The 21742-nt window shown below is 75.0% G+C and carries 14 protein-coding genes; 12 read left to right on the top strand and 2 right to left on the bottom strand.

What is annotated here, in order from left to right; all coding sequences use genetic code 11:
- The first annotated feature begins 117 nt into the window (after positions 1-117).
- The 9 genes from ACZ6W9_RS34395 (at position 118) to ACZ6W9_RS34355 (ending at position 16036) form a co-directional block, all read left to right on the top strand.
- Positions 118-852 carry a hypothetical protein gene (locus ACZ6W9_RS34395; protein ID WP_470121497.1) on the top strand — a complete coding sequence of 245 codons (735 nt, stop codon included), beginning with the start codon at positions 118-120 and terminating at the stop codon, positions 850-852.
- Positions 846-2243 (top strand): S8 family serine peptidase, encoded by a 1398-nt coding sequence (locus tag ACZ6W9_RS34390; RefSeq protein WP_470121495.1) that lies wholly within the window; start codon positions 846-848, stop codon positions 2241-2243. Before ACZ6W9_RS34395 ends, ACZ6W9_RS34390 begins: the two co-directional genes overlap by 7 nt.
- Before the next feature lie 32 nt (positions 2244-2275).
- Positions 2276-3223: a hypothetical protein gene (locus ACZ6W9_RS34385; RefSeq protein ID WP_389956454.1), complete on the top strand. Its 948-nt coding sequence runs from the start codon at positions 2276-2278 to the stop codon at positions 3221-3223.
- Complete coding sequence (locus ACZ6W9_RS34380) at positions 3217-4695, top strand: S8 family serine peptidase (RefSeq protein ID WP_470121493.1); 1479 nt, start codon at positions 3217-3219, stop codon at positions 4693-4695. The genes ACZ6W9_RS34385 and ACZ6W9_RS34380 overlap by 7 nt, the downstream gene beginning before the upstream one ends.
- Positions 4696-4829: 134 nt before the next feature.
- Positions 4830-5198, top strand: coding sequence for a hypothetical protein (locus ACZ6W9_RS34375; protein WP_362939289.1), 369 nt, complete (start codon positions 4830-4832; stop codon positions 5196-5198).
- Positions 5186-5512 carry an MGMT family protein gene (locus ACZ6W9_RS34370; protein WP_389956448.1) on the top strand — a complete coding sequence of 109 codons (327 nt, stop codon included), beginning with the start codon at positions 5186-5188 and terminating at the stop codon, positions 5510-5512. Before ACZ6W9_RS34375 ends, ACZ6W9_RS34370 begins: the two co-directional genes overlap by 13 nt.
- 68 nt (positions 5513-5580) lie before the next feature.
- Positions 5581-8487, top strand: coding sequence for a CDP-glycerol glycerophosphotransferase family protein (locus ACZ6W9_RS34365; protein ID WP_389956445.1), 2907 nt, complete (start codon positions 5581-5583; stop codon positions 8485-8487).
- A gap of 360 nt (positions 8488-8847) precedes the next feature.
- Positions 8848-12225 carry an ATP-dependent helicase gene (locus ACZ6W9_RS34360; RefSeq protein WP_470121490.1) on the top strand — a complete coding sequence of 1126 codons (3378 nt, stop codon included), beginning with the start codon at positions 8848-8850 and terminating at the stop codon, positions 12223-12225.
- A gap of 118 nt (positions 12226-12343) precedes the next feature.
- On the top strand, positions 12344-16036 hold the full coding sequence (locus ACZ6W9_RS34355) for an ATP-dependent helicase (RefSeq protein ID WP_470121488.1): 3693 nt from the start codon (positions 12344-12346) through the stop codon (positions 16034-16036).
- Positions 16037-16134: 98 nt separating this feature from the next.
- Here ACZ6W9_RS34355 and ACZ6W9_RS34350 read toward each other — a convergent pair whose 3' ends face one another.
- A complete protein-coding gene (locus tag ACZ6W9_RS34350) occupies positions 16135-16746 on the bottom strand; it encodes a TetR/AcrR family transcriptional regulator (protein WP_389956438.1) in 612 nt (203 codons plus the stop codon).
- Positions 16747-17001: 255 nt separating this feature from the next.
- Between ACZ6W9_RS34350 and ACZ6W9_RS34345 the strand changes: the two genes are divergently transcribed.
- From ACZ6W9_RS34345 to ACZ6W9_RS34335, 3 genes are read left to right on the top strand one after another with little or no spacing between them, the layout of a single operon-like run.
- Positions 17002-17610 carry a CatB-related O-acetyltransferase gene (locus ACZ6W9_RS34345; RefSeq protein WP_389957922.1) on the top strand — a complete coding sequence of 203 codons (609 nt, stop codon included), beginning with the start codon at positions 17002-17004 and terminating at the stop codon, positions 17608-17610.
- Between the two features lie 54 nt (positions 17611-17664).
- Complete coding sequence (locus tag ACZ6W9_RS34340) at positions 17665-18936, top strand: erythromycin esterase family protein (RefSeq protein WP_389956435.1); 1272 nt, start codon at positions 17665-17667, stop codon at positions 18934-18936.
- A 1-nt stretch (position 18937) separates the two neighbouring features.
- Positions 18938-20476, top strand: a complete 1539-nt coding sequence (locus ACZ6W9_RS34335; RefSeq protein ID WP_389956432.1) for an FAD-dependent monooxygenase — start codon at positions 18938-18940, stop codon at positions 20474-20476.
- A gap of 45 nt (positions 20477-20521) precedes the next feature.
- Here ACZ6W9_RS34335 and ACZ6W9_RS34330 read toward each other — a convergent pair whose 3' ends face one another.
- On the bottom strand, positions 20522-21724 hold the full coding sequence (locus ACZ6W9_RS34330) for an erythromycin esterase family protein (RefSeq protein WP_389956430.1): 1203 nt from the start codon (positions 21722-21724) through the stop codon (positions 20522-20524).
- Positions 21725-21742 lie beyond the last annotated feature (18 nt).

Raw genomic sequence — 21742 nt, 5'->3', positions numbered from 1 at the left:
CCCGCGCGGCCGGGCGGTCGTCGTTTCCACGGGTTCCACGGGTTCCACGGGTTCCGTGGCGGTTCACGCTTGCATTTGTGGCGGTTCGCAGTCGTCCGACCGCATTAAGGTCAATGCGTGAGCGGGATACATGATCGGCGAGGACGCGCCTGGCCGACGCCGGTCATCGCCTCGCTGCTCACACTGGCCTGCGCGATCGTGGCCGCGGTGGCGGCGAGCACCGCCGCGGCCGAGCTCACCCGCGGGCCGACCCCCGCGGAGCTGGAGCGGGCCTCCCTCGGCGAGCTGGCCCGGCGCTGGCGGTCCTGGCCCGCCGGACGGATCTTCCCCGGCACCGTCGGCTACGCCGCCGAACAGGGCGGACGGGAGAGCGCCCTGCGCGTGGGCATCTCACCGGAGACCCGGTGCGACCGGGCGGTGGACGCCGCGCTCCGCGGGGCGCTGCGCCGGGCGGGCTGCCGGGGGATCCTGCGCGCCACCTACATCGACGGGCTCCAGGGGGTCGTCGTCACCGTCGGCGTCGCGGCCTTCGGGACGGAGCAGGGCGCCACCGCGGCGGAGGCGGCGCTGCCCAGGGGCGGCCTCCCGGCGCCGGGACTGCGGGCGCTCGCCTTCCCCGGCACCGTCACCGACCGGTTCGGTCAGGACGAGCGGCAGGGCGGCCTGGCACGGCGGGCCGGGCCGTACCTGGTGCTGGCCACGTTCGGGCAGGTGGACGGCAGGCCCGCCCGCGCGGCCGGGATCCAGCGGCCGACCGTGTTCTCCTTCGCCGGCGACATCGCCGACCGGATCCTCGCCGACCTCGCCACGCCCGCGCGGCCGGACTGCGCCTCCGGGGAGTGGCGGTGCTGAGGCGCGCGGCCCCGGCGGTCGCGGTGCTCCTCCTGGCCGCGGCCGGTACGGCGGGGCCCGCCGGCGCCGCCCGCGCCGACGACGTGCGGACCGCCCAGGAGCCGGTGCTGCGGACGCTGGACCTGCCGAACGCCTGGCGGACCTCCAGGGGCGAGAACGTGACGGTCGCGGTGCTCGACTCGGGGGTGGACGCCGCCCACCGCGACCTCACCGGCTCGGTGGTGCGGGGCAGGGACTTCACCAGGGGCGCCAACCCCCCGGGCGTCGCCCCCGCGCGGCTGCACGGCACCTACATGGCCTCGCTCATCGCCGGGCACGGGCACGGTCCCGGCGGGGCCGACGGGGTCGTCGGCGTCGCGCCGGAGGCCGAGGTGCTGTCGGTGCGGGTGATCCTGGAGGACGAGGAGCCGGGCTTCCAGCGGTTCAACACCGCCGCGCGGTTCGAGAACGTGGTCGCCAGGGGGGTCCGGTACGCGGTGGACCACGGCGCCGACGTGATCAACATGTCCATCTCCAAGGAACTGGCGACGAAGGAGGAGCGGGCGGCGGTCCGCTACGCGATCTCCAAGGGGGTCGTGCTGGTCGCCGCCGCGGGCAACGACGGGGGCCGGGAGTCCGCCGGGACGGGCTACGCCCCCTACTCCTACCCGGCCGCCTTCCCCGGGGTCGTCTCGGTCGCCGCGGCGGACCGGAGGCTGCGCCGGGCGTCCTTCTCCAACCGCAACCCCTCGGTGCTGCTGGCCGCGCCCGGGGTGGACGTCCTCGGCGCGGGCCCCGGGGACGAGTACTGGGTGGGTCGCGGCACCTCCCAGGCGGCTGCGCTGGTGTCGGGCGTCGCCGCGCTGATCAAAGCGAAATATCCCCGTATGTCGCCCGCGCTGGTGGCGCAGGCGCTCACCGCCGGAGCCACCCGGCGGCCGAGCGGCGGCTACGACACCGGCCTGGGGTTCGGGGTGGTCAACGCCTCCCGGGCGCTGGCCGAGGCCGCCAGGATCCACCGCCACACCCTGACCGCCGGGGCGGGGGCGGTCCAGGACCCCGCGCGCCCGGTCGGCCGCGCGGCCGGACCGGTCCAGGTCGTCCGGCGCGACCGGGACAGGATCAACCTGTACGGGGGGATCGCGGGGGCCGCGGGACTGGGGGCCGCCGCGTCCCTGGCGGTGCTCGCCGTCTCCGCCCGCGCCGTACGCCGCCGCCGGACGGCCCTGCCGGTCCCGGACGGCGCGGACGCCCTGACCGCGCCGGGGGGCGGCGCGCGACCGGCTCCGGACGGCGGGGAGGGGGCGGTCCCGGACGGCGCGGACACGCGGGCGGTCCCGGACGGCGCGGACACGCGGGCGGTCCCGGACGGCGCGGACACGCGGGCGGTCCCGGGTGGCGGGGAGGCATAGGGCGGCGGGGCCCGGCGACGTAGCATCGAAGTATGTCGATGCCCGGGGGTTCGCAGGAGCCGCGGCGGCGCCTGACGGCCCCGGCGTCCGGCGCCCGCGGCGGGTGGCCGCCGCCCGGCTCCCGGACGTCCGCGGCCGGAGGACGGCGGGCTCCCGCCTCCGCCCCGGCCGTCCCCCGGCGGGTCCGCCCCTGGCCGGCCGCGTCCCGCGACCGGGCCGCCACCGAGCGCGCCGCGCTGGCGGCCCTGGAACAGGGAGTGCGGTTCCGCGCGGTCTTCCTGCTCCTGGCCGGGCTGATCCTGGTCATCGCCATGACCGACGTGCTGATCGGCGCGGCCGGGCTGGTCCACGAGAGCGGATCGCGCCCCCTCACCCCCGCCGAGCAGGACCGCTACGTCAAGGACGAGATCGCCGGGCGCTGGCACACCTGGCCGGCGACCCTGGTCTTCCCCACCGAGCTGCAGTACGTCGGCCTGGGCGGGGCGCAGCAGTACGCCCGCCGGATCGGCCTGGCGCCCGAGGTCCCCTGCCGGGCCGGCACCGACGCCCCGGTCGGCGCGACCCTCGCCGAGCAGGGCTGCCGCACGCTGCTGCGGGCCACCTACGCCGACCAGACCTCGACCTTCGTCATCACCGTCGGCGTCGCCGTCCTCGGCGACGAGGAGCGGCGGATGGCGGCCACCTCCCGGCTGGCCGTCGACGACCGGGTGGGGGTGCGGCCCGTGGCGTTCCCCGGCACGGCCGCCGCACTGTTCGGCGCGGCCCAGCGCCAGCGCAACGCCTGGATCGGGGTGGGCCCCTACGTCGTGTTCCTCACCGCCGGATACGCCGACGGGCGCACCCGGGAGGCGGTCGCGCCGGAGGAGATCCTGCACAGCGAGCTGTGGCCGGTGGCGCAGTCGGTCGCCGGGCGCATCGCCCGGGCGCTGGGCGACGAGCCCAGCGCCGTTCCCCAGTGCACCCAGGGGAACGTGTGCTGAGGCCGGGCCGGACGCGGGTGGCGGGCGCCCTGGCCGCGATCTTCCTGCTGGTCCCCGCGCCGCCCGCCGCCGCGGAGGCGCCGCTCCCCGCGCCGCGGGCCGCCGCGGACGTGCTGCTCCCCGTACCGCCCGCCGCCGCGGACGTGCGCCGGGACCAGCGCTGGGTGCTGCGGGTCCTCGACGTCGAGCGGGCCTGGAAGGTCACCCGGGGCGCGGGGGTCACCGTCGCCGTGGTGGACAGCGCGGTGGACGCCGGGGTCGCCGAACTGCGCGGCAGGGTCGTCTCCGGGCCCGACATGGGATCCCCCGAGAGCGTGCTCCAGGGCAGCCCCGAGCCGGGCATGCACGGCACCGCGATGGCCTCGCTCATCGCCGGGGCTGGCAAGGGCGACGGCGGCCTGCTCGGCGTCGCGCCGGAGGCCGGGATCCTCTCGCTGCCGCTGATCCCGCGCGAGGACGAGGACGGCGAGGGCGGGATCGCCGCCGCGCCGCCCAGGGTGGAGCGGCGGCAGGGCGCCGACAGCACGCTGGCCCGCGCGATCCGCTACGCCGCCGACCACGGGGCGAAGGTCGTCAGTATGTCGCTGGGCGCCTACGGGCCGCACCGGGCCGAGCGCGAGGCGGTCTCCTATGCCCTGTCGCGGGGCGTGGTGCTGGTCGCGGCGGCCGGGAACGACGGCGGATCGCCCTACACCGCGCGCCACGGCACCTCCTTCTGGAGCTTCCCGGCCGGATACTCCGGGGTCATCGGGGTGGGGGCGGTCGACGCCCGAGGCGAGCCGGCGCCGTTCAGCAGCGACAACCTGTCGGTCGCGGTCGCCGCGCCGGGGGTGGGCGTGCCGGTGGCGCTCCCGGGCGGCGGGTACGGCACGTCGGAGGGGACCAGCGCGGCGACCGCGCTGGTGGCCGGGGTCGCCGCCCTGATAAAAGCGAAATATCCGGATCTGCCGCCCTATCTCGTGTCGCGGGCCCTGACCTCCACCGCCGCCTCCCCGCCCACCGCCGGATACGACGACCACGTGGGGTTCGGCGTGGTCGACGCCGCGGCGGCGCTGACCAGGGCCGGGGAGCTGGCGGGCGTCCGCGCCGAGGCCGGGGGGCCTCCGGGCGACCACTTCGGCACCGGCGCGCAGGCCCCGGCGCCGGAACGGCCCGGCCCGGACCCGCTGCGCCTGTGGCTGTACGGCACCGGCCTGCTGACCGGGGTGCTGGCCTTCGCCGGGGCCGCGGTGGCGCTCAACCGGCGGCCCGCGCCGTCCGGCCGAAGCGGCTCCGGAGGATCGGACGGCCCCGGGGGCCCCGGGGGATCTGGGAGATCGGGGGGACCCGGCGGATCGGGCGGCCCCGGTGATCCGGGCGGCGTCCCCGGCTCCGGGGGGCGGGGCGGACCGGCCCGTCCTGGCGGATCCGGCGGCCCTCCGTGGCGGCGCCGGCCGGGGTGGCCGGGACCGCGGCGCGGACCGGAGGGGTGAGCGCCTCCAGGAGACGGTTCGAACTCGATTCGAACGCGGTTTGGACACCGTTCGGACACTCTTCGTGCGCGGTACCGTCCGAACTTCGGATCTCCGGCACGAAGGCGATCAAAGGTTCGCTAAGGTCGCCCCTCATGGGGTACGAGTTGCGCGTGGAGCGCCCGGCGCCTCTCGCCTTCGCGGAACTCGCGACTGTGCTGGGGCAGGCGGGGTTCGAGTTCCGCGGTTCACAGGAGAAGGGCGAGGTGCTGGCCCGCCACGCCGACGGCCTGCACGCCGTCGCGGTCTGGGACGGCGGCCTGTCCGGCGCGCCCGGGTCCGACTGGCACGTGGCCCAGCTCGCCCGGGTCTCGACGCTGCTGAACGCCAGCCTGGTCGGCGAGGACGGCGAGACCTACGCGATCCGCGAGGGCCGTCTGGAGCAGCTGAACGGCCCGGCGTCCTACGAGTTCGGCAAGGTCGACGAGATCCTGGCCGCCGGACCGGCCGCATGGAGCCGGTAGGCCACCCGACACCGTACGCCGAGCGGGTGCTCGACCTGGTCGAGCGGATCCCGCCGGGGATGGTCATGTCCTACGGCGACGTCGCCGAGTATCTCGGTGAGGGCGGTCCCCGGCAGGTCGGCCGGGTGATGTCCCTGTGGGGCGGCGGCGTGCCCTGGTGGCGCGTCGTGCACGCCGACGGCACCCCGCCGCCGGGTCACGAGCGGCGGTGCCTGGAGCACTGGCGCCGGGAGGGCACCCCGCTGCGGGGTTCGGCTTCCCGCGCGGACATCCGTACGGCCAGATGGGATGGCACGCCCAGAAATCGGGCGTAATCGACGTCCGCGCGCCCACTACGATGGCGTAGGACAGCGATCTGTCCGAAAGGCGGTGCCTCCCCCCAATGGCCACCGGCGTCACACCCGCGCGGGCAGGCGGCGATCCCGTCGCCGACCGCCTGAAGGTCGTCCAGGATCTCTGCGATCGCGGGGAGCCCCTGGAATCGATGATGGCGACGGTGCTCGCCGAAGGGCTCACGCCCGCCCAGCGCCGCCGGCTCGACGCCGAGGTCCTGGCTGGCCCGCTCGGCGCCCGGCTGGATCTCGCGGTCAAGCGCGGCGCGGCCCGCAGGCGCGAGTTCGTCACCCTCGTCAAGCCGTACCTCGCCGGAGTGGACGCCAAGGTCAAGCGCGACCTGCCGGTGGCTCGCAGGATCGCCTTCCACCTGGTCGACACCCGCGCGGCGGACGATCTCATCGAGGGCGACACGCTCCAGAGGATCGTCGCGGCGGGCGCCGAGCCGTCGCGCCGGGTCCGCAGGAAGATGCGCTGGTACGCCGACCTGCCGTTCCAGGACGAGCTCCCGGAGAGCATGTTCCGGCTGCGCGCCGCCGACCTCGTCCCGATCACGCGGATCGAGGACATCTCCTGGTCGGGCGGACGGCTGCGGATCACCGGCCACGCCTACCTCGCGGGCCTGTCGGTCCGCGGTCCCCGCTTCAACCACGCCACCGTCGTGCTGCGCGGTCCCCGCTGGCTGCCGCCCGTACGGCTGCGCACCCGCCGCGTCCTCGACCCCTCGGCGACCCACGGCGCCGCCGAGGCGGGCTGCAACTACGACTGGTCCGGCTTCGTCGCCGAGCTGCGTCCCTGGTCGCTGCGCTGGCGCGCCGGGGCGCGGACCGTGTTGCGCGGCGGCAGGCGGCTGCTGCGCCGCCGTTCCGTCGTGCGCGACACCACGACGTGGCGCGCGGAGATCGTGATCTGGAGCCGCGGCGCCCGCGCCGTCGGCCTGCTGCGCGGCCCCTCCACCGGCCGCACCGAGCGGCCCGCGGGCCTGGACATCGGCGGCCGCCGGTGGATCCGCCCGGTCTGGACCTCCGACCGCGCCCTGCAGGTCGCGCTGCAGCCCACCCGGGCCGAGCTGACCGGGGTGACGCTGGACGGCGACCGGCTGGAGCTGAGGGTCTTCCTTCCCGGCACGCAGCACGCCAGGGGCAACGCGCGGCTGGACGGCCACCGCATCGCCGCGGACTTCACCCCCGTCGAGGGCGGCACCGACGTCGTCGTGCCGCTCGCCGTACCGTCCCTGCTGCAGGAGCGCGACGGCGGCAGGCTCTGGGTCGAGCCCAAGGGCGAGCCCGCGGCCCCGGTGATGCTGGGCGGCGCCGCGGAGAGCCGCTCGGTGATCGGCGAGCGGGAGATCACCGTGCTGGGCGACCGGCGCGACCGCGTGTCGGTCTCCGCCCAGCGCGTCCGCCCCGTCGTCTCCGAGGCGGCCTGGTCCGCGGACGGCACGCTCACCCTCGCCGGCACCTACCCCGCCGCTCCCGGCGCGGTCGAGCTGAGCCTCAAGCACCGCACCGGCCTGATCCACACCGTGCCGCTGGAACGTGACGGCGAACGCTTCACGGTGCGGTTCGCGCCCGCCGCGATGCCCCGCTTCGCCGGGACCGTCTCGCTGGCGAGCGGCACCTGGAGCATGGCGGTCCGCGACCCCGGCGGGAAGATCGTGCCGGTCCGCACCGACCACGCCCTCCTCGGCTCGCTGGACGAGGAGACGAGGATCCGCGACGGGCGGGAGTACCGCCTGGTCTCCACGCGGTTCGACGTCCCCGTGCTGACCGTCGCCGAGCACGTGCCCGACGACGAGAAGGGCGCCGGCGGCCTGTACGCGCTGCAGCGCACCTTCTATCCCGCCCAGCGGGCCATGGAGCCGACCGACGCGACCGTCTACGTCTCCTACGACGGCCGCCAGTACGAGGGCAACGTCCGCGCGGTCTACGAGGAGCGCGTACGGCGCGGCGACGACCGCGAGCACATCTGGGTGGTCAAGGACGGCGCGTTCGTCCCGCCGGGCTCGGCCGAGCTGGGCTTCGGCCCGGACATCCGCCCGACGGTGGTCCGCTCCGGCAGCCGCGAGCACTACGCGGCGCTCGCGCGCTCCCGGTACGTCGTGGCCAACGGCTTCCTGCCGCCGTGGTTCCGGGCCCGCGAGGACCAGACGGTCGTGCAGACCTGGCACGGCAGCCCGCTCAAGCGTCTGGGCAACGACCTGCCGCACATGTCGCGCGACCCGAAGCCGGCGGCCTGGCACCGCCAGGCGGCCGAGGTGCGCGGCTGGGACCTGCTGATCTCGCAGAGCCCGTGGGCCACCCCGATCCTGCGCAAGGCGTTCGGCTACCGCGGGGAGATCCTGGAGAGCGGCTACCCGCGCAACGACGTGCTGTCGTCCCCCGACCGGGACGAGGTCGCCGCGCGGGTGCGGCGCGAGCTGGGCATCGCCGAGGGCTCCACCGTGGTGCTCTACGCGCCGACCTTCCGCGACTACGACCGCAGGAACGCCTCGGTGAAGCTGAACCTCGCCGAGGCGCGGCGGGTCCTCGGGGAGGGCCACACGTTCCTGGTCAGGGGACACCCGATGCAGGCGGCGCCGAACGTGTCGCGCGACCTCGCACTGGACGTCACGACATATCCGGAAGTGACGGATCTGTTGTTGATCGCCGACGTGCTGATCACCGACTACTCGGCCATCATGTTCGACTTCGCCGCGACCGGCCGTCCGATGCTCTTCTTCACCTACGACGCGCAGCGCTACTCGGCCAAGCGGGGCCTGTACCTCGACCTCGCGGCCGAGGTCCCCGGGCCGCTGCTGACGACCGCCGCCGAGGTGACGGAGGCGCTGCGGACGATCGACGAGGTGGCCGCCGCGCACGCCGACCGCTACGAGCGGTTCCGCCGCACCTACGCGCCCCGCGACGACGGCAAGGCGACCGGCCGGGTGGTGGACCACGTCTTCGGCGGCTCCTGACACACGGGGGCCGGGCCGCGGTGAGGCCCCGGTCCACGGGTCCCGCTGTTCCCCGGCGGGGCCGGTGGGATCCGGCCCGGAAGGCCCGCGGGGCGCTCCGGTGTCCCGCGGCGTCCCGGCTCCGGTGAGATCTTCAGACATTCTGTGAGATTTCCGACGGCTCCCGGCTGCCGGGGAGCGTTCCCTCCGAGGTCCGGCGGGGTCCTCCGGGCGGCCCGCCCGCCGCCGCGGCGTCTTTCACCGTGCGACTCGCGCCGACTCGGCACGATCATCGTCCGGGATCTGGTGGAATGACGAGTTGTGAGTGGTCAGGGTTGGCGTCTGGTACGTCGTGAGGGCGCGGGGAAGGCTGTTGCCCCCGTGCTCGACGAGCACCAGCGTGCGGTGGTGGCGCATGGGAGCGGCCCGCTGCTCGTGCTCGCCGGACCCGGCACCGGCAAGACCACCACGATCGTGGAGAGCGTCGTCGACCGGGTCGAGCGGCGGGGCGCCGACCCCGAGCGGGTGCTGGTCCTCACCTACAGCCGCAGGGCCGCCGAGGAGCTGCGCGAGCGCATCACCGCCCGCATCCGCCGTACGACCCGCACCCCGCTGGCGATGACCTTCCACTCCTACGCCTACGCCCTGCTGCGCCGCGAGGCCGTCCTCGCCGGACGGGTTCCGCCGCGTGTGCTGACCGCCCCCGAGCAACTGCTGGAGATCCGGCGGCTGCTCCACGGCGAGCTGGAGGACGGCGCCCTCCAGTGGCCCGAGGACATGCGCGAGGCCCTCGCCACCCGCGGCTTCGCCCAGGAGCTGCGCGACTTCCTGGCCCGCGCCACCGAGATCGGCCTCGGCGGGCGCGACCTCGTCGAGCTGGGCCGCACGCACGGCCGCCCCTCCTGGGTGGCCGCCGGGCGGTTCGCCGACCGCTACCACACCCGGTTCGACCTCGACGCCGAGCCGGTGCTCGACTACGCCGACCTGATCCGCGCCGCCGCCGCCCTGCTCGCCGAGCCCGAGGCGCGGCTGCGCGAGCGGTCCGCCTACGACGTCGTCTTCGTCGACGAGTACCAGGACGTCGACCCGGCCCAGGAACTGCTGCTCCAGCAGCTCGCGGGGGAGGGCCGCGACCTCGTCGCGGTCGGCGACCCCGACCAGTCGATCTACGGCTTCCGCGGCGCCGACGTGCGCGGGATCATGGACTTCCCCGACCGGTTCCGCCGCGCCGACGGCTCCGGGGCGCCCGTCCTGGCGCTGCGCGTCTGCCGCCGCAGCGGCCCGGAGCTGCTCCGGGCCACCCGCCGCGTCACCGCCCGCCTGCCCTCCCCGCTCGGCGGCGCGGCCCACCACCGTGACCTGCGCGCCCTGCCGGACGCCGTCCCCGGCGAGGTCCGGGTCGTGGTGACCGACGGCGCGACCCAGGAGGCCGCCGTCGTCGCCGACACGCTGCGCCGGTCCCATCTGCTGGACGGCGTCCCCTGGTCGAGGATGGCGGTGCTGGTCCGCTCGGCCACCCGCCAGCTCCCGCTGCTGCGCCGCGCGCTGGTGAGCGCCGGGGTGCCGGCGGTGGTCGGCGGCGGGGAGGTGCCGCTGTTCCAGGAGCCCGGCGTGCGGCCGCTGATCCGGCTGATCCAGGTCGCGCTCCACCCGGAGAACCTCGACGAGGCCATGGCCGAGGAGCTGCTGACCGGCGCGCTCGGCGGCACCGACATGATCGGCGTGCGCCGCCTGCGCAGGGCGCTGCGGATCGCCGAGCACGAGGCGCTGCTCCACCCCGACGAACGCGACGTCCCCGGTGGCGACCTGCCCCGTGACGACGACGCCCCCGGCGACGACCCGTCCCGCGAGGACGACGTCCCCGGCGATGACGCGTCCGGCGATGACGTGCCCGGTGGCGACGCGCGTGACGACGTGGTCCGGAGCGGCACGACGCCCGACGGCGACCTGCCCGGCGGCGGCGCGGCCGGTCCGCGGGACGGCGACGCCGACGCGCCGGAGGGGGACGGGCTCCCGATCCCGCTGGAGGAGCGCGAGGCGCCGGCGCCCCGCTCGTCCGGTGAGCTCCTCGTCGCCGCGCTCAAGGACTCCCGGGAGCTGGTCCGGGTCGAGCCGCACGTGGCGCTGCCCGCCGAGCGGGTGGCCCGCCTCATCGCCGGCGCCACCGAGGCCGTACGGCGCGGCGGCACCGCCGAGGACGTGCTGTGGACCGTCTGGAAGACCACCGGCCTGGCCGAGAAGTGGACCGAGACGAGCCTCTCGGGCGGGTTCCGGGGCGCCATGGCCGACCGTGACCTCGACGCGGTGGTGGCGCTGTTCGACCACGCGGCCAAGTTCGTCGACCGGCTCCCGCACGCCGGCGTCGAGGTGTTCGTGGAGGACCTCGTCTCCCAGGAGATCCCCGGAGACTCCCTCGCCGAGCGCGCCCCCGACGCCGACTCGGTGCGCATCCTGACCGCGCACCGATCCAAGGGCCTGGAGTGGGACGTGGTGGTCGTCGCCGGCGTCCAGGAGGGCGTCTGGCCCGACCTGCGGCCGCACGGCCCGGTCCTGCGCACCGACGACATGGTCGCCCGGGCCCGCGGCTCCGAGAACGAGAGCCCGTCCGCCGTCGCCGCAGCCCTGACCTCCCAGGTGCTGGCCGAGGAGCGCCGCCTGTTCTACGTCGCGGCGACCCGGGCCAGGAAGCGGCTCGTCGTCACCGCCGTCGGCGGGGAGGACAGCGAGGAGCGCCCCTCCCGGTTCCTCACCGAGCTGGTGCCCGGCTCGGGCGAGGACGTCGGGATCGACGAGCGTTCCCGCTGGCTGAGCATGTCGGCGCTGGTCGCCGACCTGCGCTCGGCGGTGACCGACTCGACCCGGCCCGCCCCGCTGCGCAGGGCGGCCGCCGAGCACCTGGCCCGGCTCGCCGTCGCCGGGGTTCCCGGCGCGCACCCCGACGAGTGGTACGCCCTGACCCCGGTCTCCGACGACCGCCCGCTGAACTGGCCCGACGGCATCGTGCGCATCTCGCCCTCGGCGGTGGAGAACTTCACCAAGTGCGGCCTGCGCTGGCTGCTGGAGACCTCCGTCGGCGCGGGCGGCACCGACGCGGCCCGGGGCCTGGGCACGGTCGTGCACGCCCTGGCCGTGCTGGCCGCGACCGGCATGCCGAGCGAGGAGACGCTGGGCAAGCGCCTGGACGACGTCTGGGGCGAGCTCGACTTCGGCGGCCTCTGGTACAACCGCAAGCAGCGCCGGGTGGCCGAGGAGATGGTCGCCAAGTTCCTGCGCTGGCACCGGGAGAACCCCCGCGAGCTGGTCGGCCTGGAGGAGGCGTTCGTCGCCACGCTCGCCGACGGCGTGCAGATCAAGGGCCGGGTCGACCGCGTCGAGCGCGACGCCGACGGCCGGGCGGTGATCATCGACATCAAGACGGGCAAGAACGGCCCCAAGGACGCCGACCTGGACCGCCACCCCCAGCTCGGGGTGTACCAGCTCGCCGCGCTGCTGGGCGCCTTCCAGCGGCACGGGATGACCGAGCCCGGCGGGGCGGCCCTGGTCCAGGTGGGCGACGCGGCGGGCAAGAAGGACGCCAAGGAGCAGATCCAGCGGCCCCTGGCGGAGGACGCCGACCCCGGCTGGGCCCGCGACATGGTCGAGACCGTCGCGACCGGCATGTCGGGTCCGTTCTTCCAGGCCAAGGTCAACGACGGCTGCCGTACGTGCGCCGTGCGGTCGAGCTGCCCGGTCAGCAAGAACGGAGACCAGGTGTGCTGAGCCGTACCACCCGGCGCGGGGCCGCGCCGCGCCGTTCCCCGGCGTCCCGCGCCACGCCGTGCCGTGTCCGGGAGCGCCGCGTCGCGCCCGGCCGGGCCGTACCGCGCGGGGGCGCCGCGTGCTGAGCCCGATCCAGCTCGCCGAGAAGCTGGGCATCCTCCCCCCGACCCCGGAGCAGGCCGCGGTGATCGAGGCCGGTCTGGAGCCGATGGTCGTCGTCGCGGGCGCCGGGTCCGGCAAGAGCGAGACCATGGCGGGGCGGGTCGTCTGGCTGGTGGCCAACGGCCTGGTCCGCCCCGACCAGATCCTCGGCCTGACCTTCACCCGCAAGGCCGCGGGCGAGCTGGCCCACCGGGTCCGCGAGCGCCTGGCCGGCCTGGTCGCCGCCGCGCAGGTCCCCGCCGAGCTGCTGGAGGGCGAGCCGACGATCTCGACGTACCACGCCTACGCGGCCCGGCTGGTCACCGACCACGCCCTGCGTGAGGCGCTGGAGCCGACCATGCGCCTGATCAGCCCGGCCGTCTCCTGGCAGCTCGCCCAGCGGGTGGTCAGCGGCTACGACGGGCCGATGGAGCAGATCGAGTGGGGCCCGGCCACCGTCACCCGGGCGGTGCTGGAGCTGGCCGGCGAGCTGGCCGAGCACCTGCGGACCCCGGCGGACGTGCGGGAGGTCGGCGCCTGGCTCACCGACCGCTACGGAGAGCTGCCCGGCTCGCCCACCCTGGCCCAGCGCCGCCCGCTGGTCACCCAGCGGGCCCGCGAGCAGCTCCTGCCGCTGGTGGAGGCGTACGGCAGGCTCAAGCGGCGGCGCGAGGTCGTCGACCACGGCGACCAGATGGCGCTGGCCGCCCGGATCGCCTCCGGCCACCCCGAGGTCGGGGAGATCGAGCGGGGCCGGTTCGCCGTCGTCCTGCTGGACGAGTACCAGGACACCAGCCACGCCCAGCTCGTCCTGCTGCGCGCGCTGTTCGGCGGCGGTCACCCGGTGACCGCCGTGGGCGACCCCTGCCAGTCCATCTACGGCTGGCGCGGCGCGTCGTCGGGCAACCTCAGCCGCTTCCCCCGCGACTTCCGCACCCCCTCCGGGGAGCCGGCCCCGGTCAGGTTCCTGTCGGTCAGCTTCCGCAACGGCGACGCCGTGCTGGACGTCGCGGCCCGGGTGCAGCTCCCGCTCCGGATGGAGTCGCGGGACGTGCCGGTGCTGGTCCCGGGCGGCAACCGCGTCCAGCGCGGCCGGGTGACGTGCGCCTTCCACGAGACCGCCGACGACGAGGCCGAGTGGGTCGCCGCGGAGATCTCACGGCTGCTGGGCGGCGAGAGCGCGCCCGACGGCCTGCCGTGGGGCGACGGCGAGCGCAGGAAGGCCAAGCAGAGCGCCTGGGGCGGCCCGCAGTGCCTGCAACCCCACGACGTGGCGATCCTGGCCCGCAAACGGTCGCAGTTCCCCGCGCTGCGCCGGGCGCTGGAGGCCCGCGGCATCCCGGTCGAGGTGGTCGGCCTGGGCGGGCTGCTCGCCGTACCGGAGGTCGCCGACGTGGTGGCCACGCTGCGGGTGGTCTACGACCCGTCGGCGGGCGACGCCCTGGTGCGCCTGCTGTCGGGTCCGCGCTGGCGGATCGGCCCGGCCGACCTCAAGGAGCTGGGCGACCGGGCGCGCGAGCTGAACCGCGAGCACCGGGAGGAGTCCGAGGGCCCGTCCGCCGGGTCCGATCCGCTGGACCAGGTCGTGGCCGACCTCGCCGAGGAGCGCGGCAGCCTGGTCGACGCCCTCGACGAGCTGCCCGAACGCCCCGAGTGGCAGGAGGCGTTCTCGCCGCTGGCCCGGGTGCGGCTGCTCGCCATGGCCCAGGAGCTGCGGACCCTGCGCGCCCACACCGGTCAGCCGCTGCCCGACCTGATCGCCGAGATCGAGCGCAGGCTCGGCCTGGACATCGAGGTGGCGGCCCGGGGGACGGCCGTCGGCCCGTTCGCCTCCCGCGCCGACCTCGACGCGTTCCTCGACGCCGCCGCCCGGTTCGCCGGGGACTCCGAGGACCCGACGCTGGGGGCCTTCCTGGCGTTCCTGAAGGCGGCCGACGAGGAGGAGAACGGCCTGGACGCAGGCCGGGTGGGCGAGAGCAACAGCGTGAAGCTGATGACCGTCCACGCCTCCAAGGGCCTGGAGTGGCCGGTCGTCGTGGTGCCCGGAATGTCGCAGGCGCTGTCCAAGGCCGGGACGCTCACCGTGGGAACGATCTTCCCGGCCCGTCCGACGACCAGTCCCCGGTGGACGGAGAACGCCCGCAAGCTGCCCTACCCGTTGCGCGGCGACGCCTCGGACCTGCCCCGGCTGACCGGGCTGTCGAAGGAGGAGCTGGGCGACTTCGACGAGCGCTGCCGCGACCGCGACCTGCTGGAGGAGCGCCGCCTGGCCTACGTCGCGGTGACCCGCGCCCACTACCTGCTGATCGCCTCCGGCTACCGCTGGGGCACCGGGTCCAAGCCGCTCCTGCCGTCCGAGTTCCTGCTGGAGATCCGCGACACCTGCGGCCGGGTGGCGGCCTGGGCGCCCGAGGCGGCCGAGGACGCCGTCAACCCGCTGCTCGCCGAACCCGCCGAGTCGGCCTGGCCGGTCAGCCCCGACGACGCGCGCTACGCGGCCGTTCTCGACGGCGCCACCCTGGTCGAGGCCGCCCTCGCCGCCCTCACCGGCGGCGACGCCCCCGCGGACCCGTCCGGCCGTACGGCGGGCGGGCCCGGTACGACGGGCGGCTCCGAAGCCGGTACGGCGGACCCGTACGTGCCGCTCGGCGACATCCCCCTCCCACCGGAGGACGAGGAGGTCCCCTTCCCGGACGCCCCCTGGGACGTCCCGGAGGACGCGTGGGACGCCTCCGGCGGCGCCGCCCCGGCGGGTCCGGAGTCCGCAGAGCCCGCAGAGTCCGGGGAGGCCGGGGAGGCCGCGGGGGCCCCGGGTGTTACGGAGAGTTCCGGCGGAGGGCTCGCGGCGTCATCCCCGGACGCGCGGGAGGACGCGGCGGTGACCATCGCCGACCAGGCCGCCCACCTCGCCGGGTTCGGGGACGACCCGGGCAACCGGCACGCCAGGACCCTCGCCGAACTGCGCGGCTGGGACCGCGAACGGGCCAGGGCGTGGGCGCGCGACACCGAGCTGCTGCTCAGGGAGCGGGAGACCAACCGGCGGCGCGGCGGCGGCCGGGTCGAGCTGCCCACCCACCTGACCGTCTCCTCCCTGGTCACGCTGGCCTCCGACCCCAAGGCCCTGGCCCGGCGGATCCGCCGTCCCGTGCCGCGGAGGCCCGCGCCGCTGGCGCGCAGAGGCACCTCCTTCCACAGCTGGCTGGAGTCCCGCTGGGGCCAGCAGCGGCTGATCGACGAACTCGACCTGCCCGGCGCCTTCGACGACGGCTTCGAGGAGGCCGACGCCCGCCTGGAGGAGCTGCGCGCCCGGTTCGAGGAGAGCGAGTGGGCCTCCCGGGAGCCGATCGAGGTCGAGGTGCCGTTCGAGACGATGATCGCCGACCGGCTGGTCAGGGGCCGGATGGACGCGGTGTTCCAGACCCCGGACGGCCACTACGAGGTCGTCGACTGGAAGACCGGCCGCCGCCCCGAGGGCCGGAAGGCGGAGACGTCCGCGTCGGTGCAGCTCGCCGCCTACCGCCTGGCCTGGTCCCACCTGGCCGGCGTCCCCCTGCCGGCGGTGAGCGCCGCGTTCCACTACGTCAGGTCCAACGAGACCGTCCGCCCGGCCGACCTCCTCGACGAGCGCGGCCTGGCCGCCCTCATCGAGTCGGTCCCCGCCATCGGCTGACACTCCGCCCCGGGTCTCCGCGGTGTTCGCGGAGGACCCGGCGTGTCCGGCGACCGGCGGAGACGACGGCCGCCGTGGGCGCGGCGGGGCGTCAGGACTCACCGGGCTCCGGGGAGCTCCCGGCCGGCCTGGGGCCGGGGCCTCATCCCGGCGAGGAGGGCGTCGAGGATCCGGTCGACGTACTCATGGGTCAGTTGCTCCTGGGTGATCAGGAGCTGGAAGTACAGCGGGCCGGACAGGACCGCCATCGCCAGGTCGAGGTCGAATGCGGGCGACAGCTGGCCCCGGTCGCGGGCCGTCTTCAGCCGGGCGACGGTCTTGTCCGCCTGCGGGGTGATGAAGCGCTCGTTGAGCGTGGCGGCGATCCGGGGATCGTGCTGGGCCTCGCCGACCAGGGCCTTGAACAGGGGTCCGAAGGGCGGCCTGCCCAGCAGGTCGACGGCCGCGTAGATCTGCGTGCGCAGGTCGGTGACGAGGTCGCCGGTGTCGGGGTAGTCCAGGCCGGGCTCGTTCAGCGACAACAGCGAGTCGAGCAGCAGGGCTCCCTTGGACGGCCATCGGCGGTAGATGGTCTGCTTGCTGGCACCCGCGCGGGCCGCGACCGCCTCGATGCTCAGCTTCGCGTAGCCGATCTCCTGGCCGAGTTCCAGTGTGGTCCGCATGATGGCCTCGGTCCGGTCGGCGCCGCGACGGTGGGGAGTGTCGGTCATGCCGCCACTTTATCGGTACGGAACGGTCCGTACTTGACATTGGATCCCGGCTTGGAAATCATTCTATCGGTACGGTACGTTCCGTACAGATAAGAACGGTCAGGCTGAAGCCCGTCCCCAGGGACCGCGAGCGGGTGCGCCCCACCCCGGCGCGTCCGACGCCCGGTTGACCGGGTCTGACGTTCCTCACCACCTCATCGGAAAGACGATGCTCTCGTGATACCCGTTCCCGCCGACCCGACCGTGGTGCACCCCATGCCCGGCCAGCCGCGCCTGGTGCTGCTGAAGCCCCTCATCACCTCGCCGCTGATCGAGGCCGGGGAGTTCTCCTACTACGACGACCCCGACGACCCGGCCGCCTTCGAGACCCGCAACGTGCTGTACCACTACGGGCCGGAGAAGCTGGTCATCGGGAGGTTCTGCGCGCTGGGCGAGGGGGTGCGGTTCATCATGAACGGCGCCAACCACCGCATGGACGGCCCCTCGACGTTCCCCTTCCCGATCATGGGCGGCTCCTGGGCCGAGCACTTCGACCTCATCACCGGCCTGCCCGGACGGGGCGACACCGTGGTGGGAAACGACGTCTGGTTCGGCTACCGCTCCACGGTGATGCCCGGCGTCCGCATCGGCCACGGCGCGATCATCGCCTCGGGCGCCGTCGTCGTCGAGGACGTCCCCGACTACGGCGTCGTCGGCGGCAACCCCGCCAGGCTCATCCGCCGCCGCCACAGTGACGCCGACATCGCGCGCCTCCTGGCCCTGGCCTGGTGGGACTGGCCGCTGGAGCACATCACCGCTCATATCCGCACGATCATGTCCGGCAGCGTCGACGACCTGGAGAAGGCGGCGCCCGCGCGGATGTGACCGCTGCTCCCACCCGCCGTTGACATCCCCTTCACCACAGAATCGAGTTGCCCGATGTCTGCTCCGTCCCATCCCGGCTCGTTCACCGACTGGCTCGGCGACCACGCCGCCCCGCTCACCCACCTCGACCCGGAGGCGCCGCTCGACGACCTGGAGCCGCTGCGCGAACTCGTCGGAGCGGCCCGCGTCGTCGCGATCGGTGAGAACTCCCACTTCATCACCGAGTTCTCGCTCATGCGCAGGCGCATCCTGCGGTTCCTGGCCGAACGCTGCGGCTTCACCGTCCTGGCCTTCGAGTACGGCTTCAGCGAAGGGTTCCCGCTGGACGCCTGGGCCCAGGGCGAGGGCCCCGACGACGAGCTGCGGGCCCGGCTCGCCGAGGCGATCCCGGTCGGGGTCGGCGAACCGCTGCGCTGGATGCGCCGGCACAACGCCTCGGCCAGGGTGCCGGTGCGTTTCGCCGGGATCGACGTCCCGGCGGCCGGTGGGTCCCTGCTGCCCGCGCTCGCCCCGGTCGCCGACTACCTGCGCGAGGCCGATCCCGAGGTCCTCCCGATGATCCAGGAGGCGATGCGGATCGCCGAGTCGTTCGCCGGCGCCTCCGCGGCCTCGGCCGCACCGGCCTGGACCCGCCTGACCGCCGCCGAGCAGGACGCCCTCAGCGCGACCCTGATGCGGCTGCTCATCCGCTTCCGCGCCGTCGAGCCGTTGTACGTCTCCCGCACCGGCCGGGAGGGCTACGACATCGCCCTGCGCCGCCTTGAGGCCGCCTGCGCCGCCGACTACGGTTTCCGCGCCATGGCCGGCCTGTTCGCCGGCACCGGCCTGACCGCCGACACCTCGGCCAGGGACGTCTACATGGCCGGGTCGGTTCTGTGGCACCTGGAACGCCTCGGCCCCGCCGCCCGCGTCGTGCTGGCGGCCCACAACGCCCACATCCAGAAGACGCCGGTCTCCTTCGACGGCCATCTCACCGGGCTGCCCATGGGACAGCACCTTCACCATGCGCTCGGCGATGACTACGTCGCCCTCGCCCTGACCAGCCCCGCCGGGCACACCGCCGACATGCGTCCCGACGAGGACGCGCGCTTCGGCTTCACCATCGAGGACACCGAGCTGCAGCCGCCCGAGCCGGGAAGCGTCGAGGCCGCCTTCGCCGAGGCCGGGCTCGGACTGAGCATCGCCGACCTCCGCAGGGCGCCCCGCGAGACCCCCGGCCCCGACCGCTACCGGATCCAGAGCGCCTACCTGCACACGCCCGTCCTGGACGCGTTCGACGCCGTCCTCACCACCCCGGTCTCCACCGTCGCCGACATCGAGGACTGAGATGCGACACATGAAGAACGCCGACGTGATCATTGTCGGAGCCGGCCCGACCGGCCTGATGCTGGCGGGTGAACTGAGCCTGGCCGGGGTGCGGCCGCTGGTGCTGGAGCGGCACCCGCACCGCCGCGACACCCCGAAGGCCGGAGGTCTCGGCGGGCAGATCCTGGAGCTGCTGCGCTACCGTGGCCTGCTGGAACGCTTCCAGGCGGCCTGCACCGGCCCCGTCCCGGCGCCCCGGTTCCCGTTCGGCGGGGTGCATCTGGACTTCACCCGGATGGCGGATCCGCCGCTGCACGCGCTGCCGCTGCCGCAGCAGTCGCTGGAGAGGCTGCTCGACGAACGCGCCGGCGAGCTCGGCGTGGACGTCCGGCGCGGGCACGAGGTCACCGGGGTGAGCCAGGACGACACCGCGGTGACGGTGGACGTGCGGGGCCCGGACGGTCCGTACCAGGTGAACGCCCGCTACCTGGTGGGCTGTGACGGCGCGCGCAGCGGGATCCGGGACCGGGCCGGCATCCCGTTCCCCGGCGTCACCTACCCGGAGGTCAACCGGCTGGCCCAGGTCACCCTGCCCGACGAGGTGACCGTGCTGGACAACGGCGATCTCGACGTCCCCGGCTTCGGCACGGTCCGCGCGGGTTTCACCCGCACGGACCGGGGCCTGCTCGGCGTCGGCTCCTCACCCGGCGCCCGGAGCGTCTCCCTCTACACCATCGAGGACGAGAGCACCGAGTACGACGACGACGTCCCGATGACGCTGACCGAGCTTCAGGACAGCATCCACCGCGTACTCGGCGCGCACCTGCCCCTGGCCGGATCGACGCGGCTGTCGCGCTTCACCTTCAAGGCCCACCAGGCCGAGCGCTACCGGGCCGGGCGCATCCTGCTGGCCGGTGACGCCGCGCATCTGTTCCCCGCCACCGGGGTGGCGCTCAACGCCGGCCTGCTGGACGCGGTCAACCTGGCCTGGAAACTGGCCGCGGAACTCCACGGCCGGGCGCCGGGCGGCCTGCTGGACACCTACCACGACGAACGCCACCTCGCCGGCGCCCGTACCATGCTGCACACCCGGGCCCAGGTGGCGTTGCGACGCGGGCACGACGAGGCCGCCGAAGCACTGCGCGAAGTGTTCTCCGAACTGCTCGCCGACGAACAACCGCTGCGCCGCATGGGAGCACTCGTCGCCGGAACCGACATCCGCTACCCCATGCCAGGCTCGGGCCACCACCCGCTGGCCGGAACCTTCGCCCCCGACCTCACCCTGCACACCGACCGGGGGATCACCGGCGTCGCCGGACTCCTGCACCCCGCCCGGCCCGTCCTCCTCGACCTCGCCGGCCGTACGGATCTGCGCGAGGCCGCCCGCGACTGGGGACGGCGCGTCGACATCCACACCGCCAAGACCGACCGGCGGCCCGCCGACGCCCTGCTGATCCGCCCGGACGCCCACATCGCCTGGGCCGCACCCGTCGATGAGCCCGCCGGCACCGCCGTACCCGCGCTGCGCGAGGCGCTCTCCACCTGGTTCGGCACACCCTGACGCGGCCCGGGCATCGGCGATCCCCGCCCCGGAGGCCGGGGAATCCTAGCTCGGTGGGAGGTCCCTGACGAACACGATCCCGTCGGTCCCGGCCAGGTGGGCCGGGTTCATCGGGATGTAGCCGAACCAGGGGGAGACGCGGGGGGCGGGTGGCGCGTCGCCGAGGACGGCGGTCAGCCGGCGGGGGTCGAGAAGGAGGCGCTCCTCCGGGAGCGTGTACAGGAGTCCTTCGACGGTGTCCGGGGGCGGGGCGTCCACTCCCCGGTGCCGGATCGTGCCGAGGACCGTGGCCAGGAAGGCGTACTCCCCGCCCAGGCGCGCGCTCAAGATCGAGCCGGAGCTCCACCACTCGAACGGCGCGTCCCCCATCCGCATCACGCTCCTGCCCGGCTGGAGATGAAGGTTGTGGGCGTGGACCAGCGCCGGGCCCCGCTCGGCGACGGCGAGGACGTTGGCGGCGATCATCGAACTCCGCAGGCCCAGCAGCCGCGCCATGCGGCCCGGCGAGGTGTCGGCCATCCAGTGGTGGTAGCGCAGCAGACCGACGGCGGCGCGCCCGTACAGGCGGGCCCGCTCCATCTCCTCCCGTGAGGAGGTCTCGGCGAGGTGCGGGGTCTGCGCGTCGAGCAGCGCCACCAGGTCGTCGGCGATCAGCCGCAGCTCCCCGGCCTCGGCCGACCGTCCCACGGACTCGGAGGGGTCCATCATCGTGGCGGGGTTCGCCCACCGCTCGTCGGCGCCGAGCAGGCGGTCGAGCGTCTCCGCGTCGCAGGGGAGCAGGTCCGCGTCCACCCGGGCCGCGAGGTGGCCGTGGAGCGCGGTGAGGGCCTGGCGGGGGCTCGCGGCGTGGCTGATCTCCAGCGGGCCGTCGAGACCGGCGAAGCGCACCCGCTCGGACGGCGACCGGCCTTCGTTGTACTCGCGCATCCAGCGCACGAGCTCACGGTTGCCCGGGGCGGCTCCCCACCCGTGGCTGAAGCCGCGTTCCATGACCTCGTCGAGGGTGCCGGTGCCCGAGGTGACGTGGTCGTCCACGACCAGGCCCATCAGGCAGTCGCTCTCGATCCCGATCGTCCGGTAGCCCTCCCGCTCGACGAGCTGCCGGAAGAGCTCGTTGCGCACGTCGAGCAGGACGTCCTCGCCGTGGGTGGGCTCGCCCAGCGCGAGCACCCGCGGCCGGGCGGGGAGCAGGCCCATGACGGCGGCGGCGTCGACGGCGTGGGCGGCGTCTTTCATGTCGTTGACCATGCCTTCGACGCTATCTTT

The sequence above is a fragment of the Streptosporangium sp. NPDC053982 genome, assembly GCF_055585205.1.
This window is presented reverse-complemented; position numbering and strand designations above follow the sequence as displayed.